Annotated in this window: 17 protein-coding genes; 9 read left to right on the forward strand and 8 right to left on the reverse strand. The window is 46.3% G+C overall.

Going from position 1 to position 15,298, the window contains the following annotated elements; genetic code table 11:
• Nucleotides 1–262: 262 nt before the first annotated feature.
• On the forward strand, nt 263–664 hold the full coding sequence (locus tag D3H65_RS16310) for a hypothetical protein (protein WP_119051328.1): 402 nt from the start codon (nt 263–265) through the stop codon (nt 662–664).
• Nucleotides 661–2,187, forward strand: coding sequence for an IPT/TIG domain-containing protein (locus D3H65_RS16315; RefSeq protein WP_119051329.1), 1,527 nt, complete (start codon nt 661–663; stop codon nt 2,185–2,187). Before D3H65_RS16310 ends, D3H65_RS16315 begins: the two co-directional genes overlap by 4 nt.
• A gap of 52 nt (nt 2,188–2,239) precedes the next feature.
• Here D3H65_RS16315 and D3H65_RS16320 read toward each other — a convergent pair whose 3' ends face one another.
• Nucleotides 2,240–3,082, reverse strand: a complete 843-nt coding sequence (locus D3H65_RS16320; protein ID WP_119054539.1) for an AraC family transcriptional regulator — start codon at nt 3,080–3,082, stop codon at nt 2,240–2,242.
• Between the two features lie 86 nt (nt 3,083–3,168).
• Between D3H65_RS16320 and D3H65_RS16325 the strand changes: the two genes are divergently transcribed.
• From D3H65_RS16325 to D3H65_RS16335, 3 genes are read left to right on the forward strand one after another with little or no spacing between them, the layout of a single operon-like run.
• Entirely contained in the window at nt 3,169–4,110 is a 942-nt protein-coding gene (locus tag D3H65_RS16325) for an NADP-dependent oxidoreductase (protein ID WP_119051330.1), read from the forward strand.
• Between the two features lie 23 nt (nt 4,111–4,133).
• A complete protein-coding gene (locus D3H65_RS16330) occupies nt 4,134–4,535 on the forward strand; it encodes a DoxX family protein (RefSeq protein ID WP_119051331.1) in 402 nt (133 codons plus the stop codon).
• 38 nt (nt 4,536–4,573) lie between these two features.
• On the forward strand, nt 4,574–5,479 hold the full coding sequence (locus tag D3H65_RS16335) for a polysaccharide deacetylase family protein (RefSeq protein WP_245999514.1): 906 nt from the start codon (nt 4,574–4,576) through the stop codon (nt 5,477–5,479).
• A 24-nt stretch (nt 5,480–5,503) separates the two neighbouring features.
• Here D3H65_RS16335 and D3H65_RS16340 read toward each other — a convergent pair whose 3' ends face one another.
• Nucleotides 5,504–6,652 carry an SGNH/GDSL hydrolase family protein gene (locus tag D3H65_RS16340; RefSeq protein ID WP_119051333.1) on the reverse strand — a complete coding sequence of 383 codons (1,149 nt, stop codon included), beginning with the start codon at nt 6,650–6,652 and terminating at the stop codon, nt 5,504–5,506.
• A gap of 166 nt (nt 6,653–6,818) precedes the next feature.
• Between D3H65_RS16340 and D3H65_RS16345 the strand changes: the two genes are divergently transcribed.
• The 4 genes from D3H65_RS16345 (at nt 6,819) to D3H65_RS16360 (ending at nt 9,134) form a co-directional block, all read left to right on the forward strand.
• Nucleotides 6,819–7,391 (forward strand): RNA polymerase sigma factor, encoded by a 573-nt coding sequence (locus D3H65_RS16345; protein WP_119051334.1) that lies wholly within the window; start codon nt 6,819–6,821, stop codon nt 7,389–7,391.
• Between the two features lie 61 nt (nt 7,392–7,452).
• The gene (locus D3H65_RS16350; protein ID WP_119051335.1) at nt 7,453–7,794 is read left to right on the forward strand and encodes a hypothetical protein; all 342 of its coding nucleotides are present in this window, start codon (nt 7,453–7,455) and stop codon (nt 7,792–7,794) included.
• A complete protein-coding gene (locus tag D3H65_RS16355; protein WP_119051336.1) occupies nt 7,791–8,327 on the forward strand; it encodes a hypothetical protein in 537 nt (178 codons plus the stop codon). Before D3H65_RS16350 ends, D3H65_RS16355 begins: the two co-directional genes overlap by 4 nt.
• Nucleotides 8,328–8,453: 126 nt before the next feature.
• Complete coding sequence (locus D3H65_RS16360) at nt 8,454–9,134, forward strand: TapB family protein (protein WP_119051337.1); 681 nt, start codon at nt 8,454–8,456, stop codon at nt 9,132–9,134.
• A 29-nt stretch (nt 9,135–9,163) separates the two neighbouring features.
• Here the strand turns inward: D3H65_RS16360 and D3H65_RS16365 are convergent, their stop codons facing one another.
• Genes D3H65_RS16365 through D3H65_RS16390 form a run of 6 tightly spaced genes read right to left on the reverse strand, consistent with a single transcriptional unit; the run spans nt 9,164 to nt 15,272 of the window.
• On the reverse strand, nt 9,164–10,120 hold the full coding sequence (locus D3H65_RS16365; protein ID WP_119051338.1) for a hypothetical protein: 957 nt from the start codon (nt 10,118–10,120) through the stop codon (nt 9,164–9,166).
• Nucleotides 10,121–10,160: 40 nt separating this feature from the next.
• The gene (locus tag D3H65_RS16370) at nt 10,161–11,372 is read right to left on the reverse strand and encodes a glycosyltransferase (protein ID WP_119051339.1); all 1,212 of its coding nucleotides are present in this window, start codon (nt 11,370–11,372) and stop codon (nt 10,161–10,163) included.
• A 42-nt stretch (nt 11,373–11,414) separates the two neighbouring features.
• On the reverse strand, nt 11,415–12,347 hold the full coding sequence (gene rfbD, locus D3H65_RS16375; RefSeq protein WP_119051340.1) for a dTDP-4-dehydrorhamnose reductase: 933 nt from the start codon (nt 12,345–12,347) through the stop codon (nt 11,415–11,417).
• Nucleotides 12,348–12,355: 8 nt separating this feature from the next.
• Nucleotides 12,356–12,916, reverse strand: a complete 561-nt coding sequence (gene rfbC / locus D3H65_RS16380; protein WP_119051341.1) for a dTDP-4-dehydrorhamnose 3,5-epimerase — start codon at nt 12,914–12,916, stop codon at nt 12,356–12,358.
• An 11-nt stretch (nt 12,917–12,927) separates the two neighbouring features.
• Nucleotides 12,928–13,992, reverse strand: a complete 1,065-nt coding sequence (rfbB, locus tag D3H65_RS16385) for a dTDP-glucose 4,6-dehydratase (protein ID WP_245999515.1) — start codon at nt 13,990–13,992, stop codon at nt 12,928–12,930.
• Nucleotides 13,992–15,272 (reverse strand): nucleotide sugar dehydrogenase, encoded by a 1,281-nt coding sequence (locus tag D3H65_RS16390; protein WP_119051342.1) that lies wholly within the window; start codon nt 15,270–15,272, stop codon nt 13,992–13,994. Before D3H65_RS16390 ends, rfbB begins: the two co-directional genes overlap by 1 nt.
• Between the last annotated feature and the right edge of the window lie 26 nt (nt 15,273–15,298).

Raw genomic sequence — 15,298 nt, forward strand, 5'->3', positions numbered from 1 at the left:
ACTGTCACCATCCCAGCCGGAAGCCATGGCTTCTACTCCACCCTCAGGTCTGGCGCCGGTGACATAGCTGTACAAGCAGCATGTACGAATCGAGAATGCACACACCTTCCATTTAAGATTCCCACAGGATTTCTATTAGCTTATTGATACACCCGCCGTATCATAAGTATTTATTCATAGTGATAAAACAGTCATCCTGTTGATTCACTGGAGGCGTATCTGTATGGCTGCTCCATATGGATGGCTCACTAATGTATAGACCATGCGTAAACAACAGCCCTTATATCACCCCGCGGGAGGTTATCATGCGATCTGCCTGCCCGGTCATAAACGTGCCTGGCCTGGGCCTAAATACACATTACCTTTCAGGAACATCTCTGGGAAGCAAGCCCTTTTATGTCTTATCCTGATCATGACTGCTTTTGGGGCGGGGTCTTCTACCTCTCATAATGGCATATTGATACAGAATAACGAAGCGATGTGCACCGGTGCTTCAGTTACTATTGCAAAGCAGCAGACTCCTTTTTCGTTTGAATATTCAGGTCTCTTCCACCTTAAGGTAGTCATTAACACCGATGGATTTTTGATCAGCGGTATTGATATAATTACCTCAGCACAACAACCAACAGATAATTCACTTAGTTTAATTAAACACACACGATGAGTAGTAGTAACAATCAGGTATTTTATTCAAGACTGGCATTGGCTTTATTATTAACAGGATATGTCATCCTGTATGGTTGTGGAAAAAATCCGGCCAATCCTGGCCCCAACCCGGCACCGCCCACACCCAACAATATGATCATGGAAATTACCTCATTCGCTCCGGCGAAAGGTATGCCCGGTGGAGAGGTGATCATTGAGGGAAAGAACTTTAAGGATAATATCTCACAGAACACGGTAACCTTCAACGGTACCCCTGCTAATGCGCTTATAACTGGCGCCACTACTACGCAATTAACTGTAAGGATACCCCAGGATGCCACCACGGGTAAGATCATTGTAAAAACCGGTAACCAGGTAGATACATCGGCTACAGATTTTATAGTAGACCGGGACATGATCTCTGTATCGGGCTTTTCGCCGGCATCCGGACCTATCGGCACACTGGTCACCATTACGGGTATCAATTTCACCATCAATACCAGGATAAAATTCAACAACATTGAATGCCAGCCCACCACCCGTACCAATACTTCGTTGACTTTTACTATTCCTGTCAATACGAGCCTCACCAGTCATAAGATCGAAGTGATCTCCGGAGCATATACGGAGCTAACCCATGAATTGTTCACTGTTACACAAACCGGCCCCATTGCACACTGGGAGGACAAGACCGTTAGGCTCGTTACCCCGGAAACCCTGCTGTTTAACGGTGGCGTATCATTTGTACATAAGAATAAAATTTACTGGGGGTTCACAGCCTTGTTTAACGGAGACGCCGAAGCATCGTATGTAATGTATGATCCGGCCAATCACAATGCCGGATGGGCAGTACTGGCCCATCCGCCTACTCAGATGGCTAAACAAAACCTATTCCGTCCCACCGCAGTAGTGCATAATGACCGCGTATTTTTTGGCACCGGCATCAACCAGTCAACCTCCAACAAAAGCTGGTGGGAGTATCATCCGGAAACCAATACGGCTACACAACTCACCGATTATCCGGAGGGCACGGCAGGCGCTATCTCCTTTACTTTGAATAATAAGATCTATACAGGCTTTGGCGGCACCAGAACCATCCTGTATGAATTTAACCCGGCAGCCAACAACAACAAGGGAAGCTGGGTACAAGCTACAAACGCGCCCTTTAGTGAATTAAATAGTGGCAGTACCGTAGTATTGGGAAATGAGGTCTATTTCGGAAGAGCACTTCCTGCACAACTGCAAACCCGTAATGCTTTCTACAAATTTGTAGAAGGCGCCGGGATAACAAGGGTAACAGATATGCCGCAGGACCTCCCCTCACAAACTACCGCCTCCTTTACTATTGGCAACAAGGGATATTTTGTCATCAACAAAAACGTGTGGGAGTATACACCGGATGCAGCCGGTGGTTCCTGGCGTGCTGTGATCGGTGGAGACGGGCAGCCAGCCATCAAACATGTAGCCATGGTCACGGTCAATGGCATGCCTGTAGTGTATGGATGGACGGAAGGCGGCCATATCCATGAATTTAAATTTTGATCGGGACGGGGTTTCACAACAGGTTGCTTCCAGCAATGGGAGCAGCCTTTTCTTATGCCGTTGCTTTCAACTCTCTTCTGTAATCTGAAGGGCTCATGCCCTTGTATTTTTTGAACATGCGGTTCAAGTGGCTTTCGTCGGTAAAGCCGAGTTCAAAGGCAATCTCATTCATGCGCAGATCGCTGTAGCGCAGGCGTATTTCCACCAGTTTCAGCCGGTAGTTGGTAATGTATTGCTGTAAGCTCTCGCCGGTATGGGTTTTGAAATACTCACTGATATAGCCGGGCGAAAGGCTGAATTGGCTGGCGATCAACTCGGCCTTTAGTTTATCAGGACTGTAAATATGTTGATGAATATAATGTACCATGTCAAGAGATGTGCTGCTTACTCCCTTTTTCTGCAGCTTTGCCGGTACAGTAAAAGTAACGTTGCGCGCAACAACGGTGATCAGGGTATTGATGATCTGCTGAACCAGCTCCAGGTGATAGGCCTGCTGGTTTACCTGTTCGCGGATGATCGCTTCCACCAGCGATCTTACCAATTGCTTATCGCTCCTGTTCTTCAGTATGCAACCCGGCAGGTGATTGTTGTTCTCGAAAATGAATTCCAGCTTTTGTATCCACTCCTTGTGCTGCGCCTGCAGATAGATATTATTGAAACGGATAAAGAAGAATTTGGTCGTGGTCTTAACTTTAAAAGAGTGACAATCCTGCGGCATTAGCAGGAACATTTGATCGGGCTTGTATTCAAACTTATTGTCATTGATGCATTGCATGCCGGTGCCATCCAAAATAAACACCAGTTCAAAGAAATTGTGCATATGTGCAGATACAGGACATTCGTCCATTTCCTGGTATTCTACCTCAAAGGGCTGGTATAGATTTCTTCTTTCCACACTGGCAAAAGTACAGCCATTTCCCATAATTGTACAACAAATGGTCCATGGCCGGTTGCGACCTTTGAGGTATCAAAACAAGAAATATGAAAGCTATTGTATTACAAGACTTTGGAGGAACAGAAAACCTGATCTTTAAAGATATCCCAACGCCTTCCATAAAGGACGACGAGGTGTTGATCCAATCAAAGGCACTCAGTATCAATCCTGTAGATATAAAAACCCGTTCAGGCAAAGGTATGGCTGGCCGGATCAAGGACCTGATGCCAGTTGTACTTGGCTGGGACGTATCGGGTATTGTAGTGGAGACTGGTAAAAACGTAACCCGGTTCAAAACAGGTGATGAAGTTTTTGGTATGGTCAATTTCCCCGGGCTTGGCAATGCCTATGCTGAATTTGTAGCAGCACCTGCCAGCCACCTGGCATTGAAACCGGCCAATATTACCCATGAAGCTGCGGCAGCCGCTACGCTGGCGGCCTTAACAGCCTGGCAGGCGTTGGTTACCGAGGCCAAAGTGCAGCCCGGCCAGCGGGTGTTGATACAGGCAGCAGCCGGTGGTGTAGGGCATTTTGCCGTGCAGATAGCTAAATACCTCGGCGCCTATGTGGTGGGTACTTCATCTGCTGCCAATAAAGCCTTTGTGTTGGGTCTTGGAGCCGATGAGCATATTGACTATCATACACAGCCATTGGATGCTGCCGGTAAGGATCATGACTTTGTATTGGACCCCATCAGCGGCGATAATATTGAGCGCAGCTTTGAAGTGATGAAAAAAGGTGGCATTGCGCTTTCCATTGTATCGGCATTTGCTGATCTGGTCAAAGAAAAAGCAGCAGCAAAGGGTATTAACGGATATTTCTTTATGGTATCAACCAACGAAAAGGATATACAGTCCATCGCCGATCTGCTGGCAAAAGGCATCACCCAACCGTATGTATCAAAAATATTCCCCTTCGAAGAGATGGCGGCAGCTCACGAAGCACTCGCAACGGGCAGAACGTTGGGCAAGATTATTGTGACCGTATAACCCTTTAAAAATACTTTCATACTATGATCAACAACACACTCACTTTCTTACTGCTGCGGCTGGGCATCGGGCTCAGCCTGTTTGGCCACGGACTGGTGCGCCTGCCCAAACTACGGGGCTTCAGTAAATGGATGACCGGCAACTTTGCTCATTCCATGCTACCCCAGACGTTGGTATTGCCGTTTAGTTATGCATTGCCGATCACTGAATTCGGGATCGGGTTATTGCTGATCACCGGGTTGTTTACCAGGGGAGCGTTGATCGCCGGCAGCATAGTGATGCTCCTGCTTATTTTCGGATCCTGCCTGATCGAAGAATGGAGCGCCCTGCCCTCCCAATTGATACACTTACTTTTTCTGGCTGGCCTGTTATCTTTTATTCACCTGAACAGTTTTGCAGCTGATCAACTTTTCAATAAAAAATAATGTCAACCGCAAGGAGAACTTTTATTAAACAAAGCAGTATGGCCGCCGCCGCACTGATCAATCCACTTAATATGCTCACAGCACAATCAACTTCCTCCCAATCATTGTTGGCCACGCATTGGGCAGATGGTTCACAACTGGTGATCTCCATTTCTATGCAATTTGAAGCAGGTGGACAACCCGATAATGCAGAAAGTCCTTTTCCACAAAACATGCAGCAGGGGTACAAGGACCTGCCCGCAGCTACCTGGTACCAATACGGCTATAAGGAGGGTATTCCACGCATGCTTGATCTGTGGGACCAACACAATATCAAAGTAACCTCCCATATGGTAGGAGCTGCTGTGTTGAAAAATACAGCATTGGCCAAAGAGATCGTGCAGCGTGGACATGAAGCCGCAGCGCATGGAATGAATTGGCAATCACAATACAACCTATCCTACGCAGAAGAAAAGAAATTTATTCAGGATGGTGTAGAGGCTGTGAAAAAAGTGACTGGTCAAACACCTGTTGGCTACAATGCCAACTGGCTAAGAAGAGGAGAAAATACCCTGAAGATCCTGCAGGAACTGGGATTTCTGTATCATATAGATGACCTGAGCCGCGATGAACCTTTTATTACTACCGTCAATAGCCAGCCTTTTGTGGTTGTTCCCTACACCCTCCGCTGCAATGATATTGTACTGATAGAAGGTAAGCATTTTTCTGCCGACCAATTCTTGCAGCAGCTAAAGCTGGAATTCACGCAACTCTATGCTGAATCGGCCCGCAAGCGCAGGATGATGTCGGTAAGCTTTCATGACCGCATCGGCGGTACTCCACAAATGGTACAGGCTGCCAGAGAATTTATTGAATTTGCCCGCAAACAAAAAGGTGTTGTTTTTAAACGTAAGGATGAAATCGCTGCCATGGCGCTGGCCGATAAGACCATCCTGGTAGATTGATGGAAGACTGATTCTTGAAAAGGTTTATGGCAACGGCTGACTGGCTGTCTTCCTGTATGCAGGGAATTGCTTTTCCAGTATGGGCGCCAGTTCAGCGGTCAGCAGGGTAGCTACTTTTTCAGCACCGGCATTGGTAAAGTGGGAGGCATCATAAAAGTAAAGGCTGTTCTTGGGCATAAGGTGAGCCAGGTCAAGGACTGGAATTTGCTTTTCCCTGCCCAGCACACGCACTACCTCATTGTATTGTTCCAGCATGGTCCACAACAATTTGCCATTGAGCCCAGGCTCCAGGGAAAATAGTTCCAGGTCGGCGCCTGTTAAAGTATCTTTTCCTGCTCCAAATTGATTGGGTTGGGTGATCAATACCGGCAGGATATTGTTTGCCCTGCAGGTATCCACCAATTGCAATAACCTGCTCCTGTAAGCTGTTAAATAGGGTTCCTGCTCCTTCAATCGCTTATTGATCACCGAATCGGGCAGCTCTACCAATTTATCATTGTTCAGCACTACCATGTGGTGGGAAGGATTGTTGAATTTTTGGGTACGCCATCCCCGGGAGAGATTTAAGAGCAGGTTCAGCACCTCGCTGTTTTCAAAAACATAATGTTTGAAGTCAGACCAGCCGCCCCTGGTATTGAGATTGTCGTGGAATGAAGGCTGGCTGGTTTCTACATCATTGATACCCGTGAGAAACAATACAACAGATGGCCTCAATTTCTTGACGTGATCGTTCAGCATAATAAGATGCCCATAGGTGGAATGTCCGTCCATCCCGGCATTATTCAGCCACACATTGTTCAGAGAATCCGCCAGCTTTTGGCCCAGCAAAAAAGACCAGGTACGTTGATCATCCAGAAAACGGCACTCTGTAGTGCTCCCCCCAATCGTAATTATGCTCAGGTGCTTTTTTCCGTCTACCGGCCATCCGGGTCCCCGGAAGCCCAATCCATTCCTGTCGTTGGTGATGATGCTATCCAGCTTGGGATTGATATCATTGGTGATCGTTTGGTGCCTGTTGACGGGAAGTATGATCTTATCTCCCTTCAGTCGCAGGTGAAAAGGGTTGTAGAGGCGGAGAATGATTTCCAGCAAGATAAAAACGATCACCAAAAGATATATCCAGTATAAAAGTATTCTGACAGGCTTGCTGGCAATCATTTTTTTGCCCTTCATGCATACAGGTTTGTACAAAACTATCGTTTATTTCCAGGCAAAATGCGACGCCCGGGCCTAAATCATTGTCTGTTAAAGACTGGCGGGCAAGTTTGTGTATAGAGACTTTTTGTTATTCCGAAGGAATTCGTAAGTTGTAGCGCCAAACTCTAATCGGGCGATTTACTTGAATGAACAGGAACTAATACAACTTCTCCGGCAGGGTGATGAGCTGGCTTTCAAAACATTGGTAGAAAGTTACCAGGATATGGTGTTTAATACCGCCCTAGGTGTGGTGCAGAACGACTCTGATGCTGAAGATGTAGCACAGGAGGTCTTTATCCAGGTATATAAATCGATCGACCAGTTTAAAGGAGATGCCCGCCTATCCACCTGGATATACCGTATTACCACCACCAAAGCTTTGGACCATATCCGGAGCAAGAAGCGGAAAAAAAGGTTTGCCTTCCTGACCAGCTTGTTTGGGGCCGATAATGAGTTGTTGCATGACCCGGTTGACTTTTATCATCCGGGAGTGGCGTTGGACAGGAAACAGCAGGCGGCCCTGTTGTTCAAAGCGATCGAACAGCTGCCTGAGAACCAAAAAACGGCATTTACCTTACATAAAACAGAAGAACTTAGTTATCAGGAAATTGCAGATGTAATGTCACTTTCCGTATCGGCAGTGGAATCCTTACTTTTCCGGGCACGGCAAAACCTGCGGAAAATACTGGAAAAACATTTGCAGCAAGGGGGCTGATATTCGCAGGTTTTACTATCTGATAACGTCAAATAATATAGTTTACATAAATTACAAGATCATGTCAACCAAGCCGAACAATCCACAAGGGATCGATGAGGTGCTCAACAGCCTGGAGGGGATCCAACGGGCCAAGGCGCCCGCGTTCTTTTATACCCGTCTCCGGGGCCGGATGGAGCGGGAATTGGAAAATACAGGTGGCCCGATCGTACGCTTCCTTACCAGGCCTGCACTGGCATTGAGCCTGGCAGCTATTGTCCTCATTCTGAATACCACAGCCATTATGGAAATGTGGCACCAGGAGAAAACCGCACCAGTTGAAAACACACAACAACAACTTTTGGCATCCGATTATGCAATGGGCACCTACCCCGTATATGATGAAACCCCTGTAGCACCATGACGAAATTTCCAAGGCAGAAATGGTTACTGGTTTTAGTAGCTATCTTATTGGTAACCAACATCATCACATTGTCCATCTATTGGTCAATGAAGACTCCTGACCATCCCAAACAAGGTCAGGGCCAGGGTGATGGCGATCGCCAGCGGAGAATGGGTCAATTTATGGTCAATGAACTGAAGTTAGATAAAGATCAGGAAGTCGTTTATTGGAAATTAAGAGACTCCATGCTTAGCCGGCAAAAGCCCCTCATGGACTCCATTCGTAATACCAAAAAGAGATTCTTCGACCTGCTAAAGGATCCCAGTCCAACAGATTCCATATTGCAGGAAAAAGCTGATGAAATAGGTATACTTCAAAAGCAGCTGGACCTGATCACCTTCCAGCATTTCCAACAAGTACGCGCCCTTTGCAATCCGGACCAGGTATTAAAATTCGATACGGTCGTGAAAGAGATCGTCAACCGGATGACTGGTGCCTGGCGCAATCCCGGCAAACAGGGTACTCCCAAAGATTCGGCAGCGGTTAAAAAATAAGCTCCCGACCAGTTACAGCTCCTTTTCTCCCAAATACCGGATATTCCATAGTTACCACAAACAGGGTATTGTACACTCCTGGGGTTGGGTGTTACTTTGCAGGTAAACACCCGTAAAACAACTTTTATGAAAAAGACATGCTTGCTGGCGCTTTTAACAGGCGTACTGGCCACCACCACAATAGCCCAGGATTGTAAAAGTTATTATTACCTGCAGAATAATAAGACCATTGAGATGACCATGTACGACAAGAAAGGTGATGACAATGGCAAACAGATCTATACCGTGTCGGATGTACAGCAAAGTGGCGGAGCGCTTACAGCCTCCCTAAACTCCGAGATGTTCAATAAAAAAGGAAAATCACTGGCCAAAGGCAAAGGCACCATCCAATGCAAAGGCGGCGCCATGATGGTCGATATGAAAATGTCATTGCCCGCTGCCCAACAGGAGCAGTTTGCCAGTACAGATGCCAAAGCCGATAATATCTATATGGAATATCCTTCCTCCATGAAGGAGGGCGATCAGTTGAAAGATGCTACGATGAACCTCGAGATCAATACCAATGGTATGAAGCAATCCGTGATCATGATCGTCAACGAGCGTAAGGTTGAGGGCAAAGAATCAGTGACTACAACTGCCGGTACCTGGGAGTGCTATAAAATATCGTATAAGAGCAAGATGACTATCAAGACCATGGGTATTGGCATACCGGTCAATATAGAAGGGACTGAATGGTTTGCACCCGGGTTTGGCATCGTTAAAACACAAAGCAAACATGGCGGCACTGCTATCACAGCAATCAAATAACCAACAACTTTGGCGGGCACAGCGCCGCTCTACAAGTCAGGAGCCTGTACAATATACTTTGAATAGGCTCTTTTTGTATAATATTGGTAATGACGTGAATCGTAACGGGTACCACAAAACAGGGAATGAATGAAGCCATTCAGTTCTACCTGTTGCGTGTGGAATATTTTCCGGTCGGGATTGATCTTAAGGAAGAATTGTATGCGTTCATCACTGCTTTTGTAAACGATCAGGCTGTCATTGCGAACCTCCTTCAACGCAAAGGTTGAAGACAGATCCTCCAACATACGGTGACTACGGTACCATGTACCGCCTGTGGCAGATACCAACGGCTTTCCATTGTACAAAGCTACACTGTCATTATAGGCAAATACATTTAAACAGGCGGTCTTATTGTGCTGCAACCAGGTGATCAGTTTGCCGGTGTAGCTGGAGTCATATCCATAGTTACTGTCCAGGAAACTGATACGCTGTATATCAGAAGGAATGTTATCCACGCCATCCAGGTAACTGAAGATGAACCGCCCGCCCCCACTATGCCCATTAAGGTAAACGTTCTTGTGCCTGGCAGGGATCAAGCTTATTACGGTATCAGTAATATGTTGTACCAATTCTTTGTAATTGCTGTGTAGCGTTTTCCATTGGGGCCAGCTTTTTTGGGTACTCTCCAGGTAGGCTACTACCACCTGGTGTTTTTTCCAGGCTTTCCTGACAAAGCGTGTTTGCGCCCTGATATGTTGTATATCGTAATGCCAGTCATCTCCTGCTACCAGCTTTTTGCCCATTGTTTGCGCAGTAGTATTACCATTGGGCAAAGCGAAGAATACAATGGTGGTAGACCGGTCCTTATTTATGACACGAGGAAGATCGATAGTCACTTTCACATCTGTGCCTACACCAAAAGAAAGGATACGTCCGGGTTGCTGCGCACAAACCGCAAGGCTAAGGTAAATGCCAATAATAGTTATTAGAATGTATTTAGACATTTTATGCATTCAGTCCTTCCCCTTATCAACTGGTCAACCTTTAACCCTTCTTCCCTTTCTCCAGTATTTGCCAGAATTGTTCCACCCTGGCCGTCCAGGTATTGGTGGCTGCCACCTGCATACGGGCCTGCTTGCGCGCTTCGTTGTTTTCTGCTATCGCCTTATCAATAGTTTGCAGAAATTCCTCATGGCTGTCTACCACATAGGCTACTTCCCGGAAGGTATAAATATCTTCTGAAAAGTGGGTAGCAATGATTGGCTTGCCGGCTGCCAGGTATTCATTGATCTTGAGGGGATAAATGCTTTTGGTAAGTGTATTCTTTTTGAAAGGAATGATCACACAATCAAAGTACTGTAAGTAATTGGGCAGTTCTGTAATCTTACGTGGCCCGGCAAAGACCACATTGGGCATTTTATTGAGGCCAACTTCTTTGTGTTCTTCTCCCTGAATAGGACCAACCAGGAATAGTATTTTGTCTTGATGGTGCTCTGCGATCTTCTTCAGCAATTCAAAGTCAGAGCGATATTCAATGCTGCCGGTATAACCAATAATTGGCTTTTTAATAGGCTGCAACTCTACGGGCTTAGGCAGGATTTCAACAGCAGCCTTCTTAAAGATATCAATGTCGGCTGCGTTAGGATGGAAATAAGTATTGGGTGAGAATGCACTCTTCAGCCTGGTGAGCTCTTTGGAGGTACATAATGTAAAGTCAAAATTGCGGATGATCTCTTCTTCCAGTTGGGAACCGTGCCGGTTGGAGTAGGCAACCTGGGAAATATCGTCCATCGACTGGTAAATGCTATATACAGGTTTTATATCAGCCGGCAGGCTGCGTACAAAATAAGGATCAAAGAAGTTCACATAGATAAAATCCTTTACCTGGTAGTCTTTGATGAGCTGCCGGATCACTTTCAGTACGATCTTATCATTCATCTTAGCCAGGCTATTGTACAAAGCGCCTGGCGGCAGAAAGTTGACCGGAATGGTAAGCCTGGGCGTTACTACGGTAATATTAGAAGGCAGGGAAGGCGGATTGGTATAGATATCCTTGCCTTTCAGCAAAGCGGGTTTACGGGATTGTATTTGTGCCGTATTGCGCATGCCTGCATAATCTTTCCAGGAGAAAGGATGTTCCACATAAAATACCCGGTTGTTCTTGGCAAACTCGATGGCCAGCGCCAGCGCCGGAGACGAGATGGTGGAGTCCCATCTTGATAAGGTAAAGCAGATTATATCGCAATGTCTGTTCATAATATGAATCTAATCAGAGGTGACACCTCTCTCTGTAATTTCCTATTGCAAGCGTTGCAGGCAACGCTGCAGGCTGTCCTTCCATGCCGGGATCGCCAATTGATAGGTAGTTTGTATTTTATGCGTATCCAACAATGAAAAAGAAGGCCTTTTGGCAGGCGTAGGATATTGGACAGTAGGAATTGGATTCACGGAGCAGGCACTGCCGGTGAGCTCTTTGATTGCCACCGCAAAATCATACCAGCTAATGCGACCCTGGTTGCTGTAATGATAAATACCAGGAGTCCATTGAAGTTGTGTGTTCTGAGTTCCAGGTACAGAGCCTTGCGTCGTGGCCCCTGACTCCTGACTCCCGCCCCCCGACCCACGGCTCACGATCTCCAGCATCGCCTTCGCCAGGTCTTCCGCGTAGGTGGGCGCACCCACCTGGTCGCTCACCACATTGATGGCCGGGCGCTCTTTCATCAGGCGCAACATGGTTTTCACGAAGTTGTTACCATGTTCCGAATATACCCAGGCTGTGCGAATGATCATCGCATCAGCATTGTACAGCAGGCACAGCGCTTCTCCCCGCAACTTGGAAACCCCGTAAACATTAACAGGGTTCGTACGGGTGTCTTCTTTATAAGGTTCCGGTGAAGTACCGTCAAAAACGTAATCGGTAGAGATGTGGATGAATTTAGTGCCATACCTGGCGCAAGCTGATGCCAGCACGCCTACCGCATCTCCATTGACCAGGAAAGCGGTTTCCTTATCCGTCTCCGCTTTATCTACAGCAGTATAGGCTGCTGCATTGATACAATAAGCCGGCCTTACTACATCAAAATACTGGCTTACCAGTTCAAACCGGTGTATGGGCAGCTCATCTTTTGTAAGAAAAACAAAGTCGAAGGCAGGATAAGCGGCAGATAAAGTCCTGAGTGACATACCCACCTGTCCATTAGCACCCGTAACCAATATTGTAGGCTTTGCCATAAGTATGATTAACCTTCAAACACAAAATTGTTTTTACACTCAGCCAGCCCGGGCAGTTTGATATCCTTATCAGATACAATGGCCTTATCCGGCGCTATTTTCCAATCTATCTGCAAGGCCGGATCATTGTAAATGATCCCTCCTTCACTTTCCTTGTTGTAGAAGGAATCGCACTTATACAATACCTCGGCCGTTTCACTCAACACAGAAAATCCATGGGCAAAACCCTGTGGTATGTATAACTGCCTTCTGTTTGCGGCTGATAATTCTACTGCATAAACTTTACCATATGTGGGAGAACCTTTGCGGATGTCTACCGCCACATCCAGTATTACACCACTCAGCACACGTACCAGTTTGGTTTGTGCATGCGGGTCCAGCTGATAATGCAATCCCCTGATCACACCATAGCTGGAACAGGACTGATTGTCTTGCACAAACCGGGTAGTTATTCCCTGTTGGGCATAGGTTTTCTCGTTATAAGATTCATAGAAATATCCACGGCTATCTTCAAATACAAGGGGATCAAAGATCATTAACCCCGAAAATCCTGTCTCGGTAAAAGGCATGTGAAATGATATTATCTTTTTGCGTATTGCTCAGTATAGTAATGCTGGTAATCCCCGGAAGTAACATGTTTTATCCAATCTTCATGTTGCAGGTACCAATCTACCGTTTTTTCCAGTCCTTCTTCAAATTGCAGGGAAGGTGTCCAACCCAGCTCTTTGTTCAGTTTACTGGCATCAATGGCATAACGCAGATCGTGTCCTGGCCTGTCTGTTACATAAGTGATCAGTTTGGCCGACTCACCTGCAGCACGGCCCAGTTTCTTATCCATGATATTGCACAGCAGATGTACCAGGTCAATATTTTTCCATTCATTAAAGCCGCCGATATTGTATTTCTCACCTGCCTTACCCTTGTGGAAAATGGTGTCGATAGCGCGGGCATGGTCTTCTACATACAACCAGTCACGCACATTCTCTCCTTTACCATATACCGGCAATGGCTTGTTGTTCTTGATATTGTTGATCATGAGCGGTATCAGCTTCTCAGGAAAATGGTGTGAGCCGTAATTATTGGAACAATTGCTCATGATCACCGGCAATCCATAAGTATGATGATACGCCATTACAAAATGGTCGGAAGAAGCTTTAGACGCTGAATAAGGCGAGCGGGGGTCATAAGGAGTTTCTTCAGTAAAGAAACCGGTTTCACCCAATGAACCATACACTTCATCGGTAGATACATGGTAAAACAATTTACCGCCCATATCCCCTTTCCAGTACTGCCTGCAGATATTCAGCAGCGTTACCGTACCCAGTACATTGGTACGCACAAAAGCCAGCGGGTCTATAATGGAACGGTCCACATGGCTTTCAGCAGCCAGGTGGATGATGCCATCGAACTTATATTGTTCAAATAACTCAGTGATCCTTTTCTCATCATTAATATCCCCCTTTTCAAAAATGTAATTGGGTTTATCCTTTACATCTTCCAGGTTTTCCAGGTTGCCTGCATAAGTAAGGGCATCCAGGTTTACAATACGGTATTGAGGGTAGTTGTTTACAAACAACCGTACCACATGCGAGCCGATAAAACCGGCGCCGCCTGTGATCATAAAGGTTTTAGTATAATTAGCCATTATAAACTCCAGTATTTTCTGCTCGTGATGGTATGTTTATAGATTCCTTTCAGATCGGCAATCAATGCGTGTTCCCTTGTCATGGCTGCAAAATCAGCATCGCTCAGGGTGGTATAAGGTTTATGCGGAACAGTAACGATCACTGCATCATAATCCCTGGCAGGCGTTTTCACCAAATGCAATCCATATTCTTCATACACTTCTTCATTTTCTGCATAAGGATCTTCCACATCTACCTGGATATTGAAAGCCAGCAATTCCTTTACCGTATCTACTATTTTTGAATTGCGGATATCGCTCACATTCTCTTTGAAGGTAACCCCTTTCACCAGTACTTTAGGATCATTGGAATTACGCAATACGTGGGTAATGATCTTGCGCGCCACATATTTGGCCATGTCATCGTTGATATACCGGCTGGCCGTGATCACTTTCGACTCATAGCCCAGAGAAGCTGCTTTGTACGTGAGGTAATAAGGATCTACGCCAATACAATGCCCGCCTACCAGACCCGGTTGAAAACGCAGGAAATTCCATTTGGAGCCTGCCGCTTCAATCACCTCATAAGTATTGACACCCATGCGATCGAAGATCAGCGACAACTCATTCATCAGCGCAATGTTCAGGTCGCGCTGCGTATTTTCTACGATCTTGGAAGCCTCGGCTACCTTAATGGTAGAAGCGCGGTGTACGCCTGCATCTACTACCAGTTCATAGGTCCTGGCTATTTCATCCAGGGCTTCCTGGTCACTGCCTGACACCACTTTGACCACAGTACGCAGGGTATGTTTCTTATCTCCCGGGTTAATACGTTCGGGTGAATAGCCCAGCTTGAAATCAACACCCATTTTTAAGCCGGAGACCTTCTCCAGCACAGGCAAACAATCCTCTTCCGTACAGCCCGGATAGGTGGTGGATTCATACACCACATAATCGCCTTTCTTCAACACCTTGCCCACCGTTTCAGAGGCACTGAGCAAGGGTTTCAGGTCGGGTACATTGTACTTGTCTACCGGCGTAGGTACGGCCACTATAAAGAAATTGGCCTGCTTCAATGCTTCCAGGCTATCGGTAAAAACAATATTCGTACCCTTAAACTCTTCGGCAGTCACTTCCTTACTGGGATCTATGCCCTGTTGCATCAACTCCACCCGTTTTGCATTGATATCAAAACCGATGACGGAAATTTTGCGGGCAAACTCCAATGCTATCGGCAGGCCCACATAGCCCAAACCAATAACAGCTAACCTTGCTTTCTGATCAACTAATTCCTGGTACATGTCCGAATATTAATTAGCCCGACAGA

It is taken from the genome of Paraflavitalea soli, assembly GCF_003555545.1.
Classification (GTDB): domain Bacteria; phylum Bacteroidota; class Bacteroidia; order Chitinophagales; family Chitinophagaceae; genus Paraflavitalea; species Paraflavitalea soli.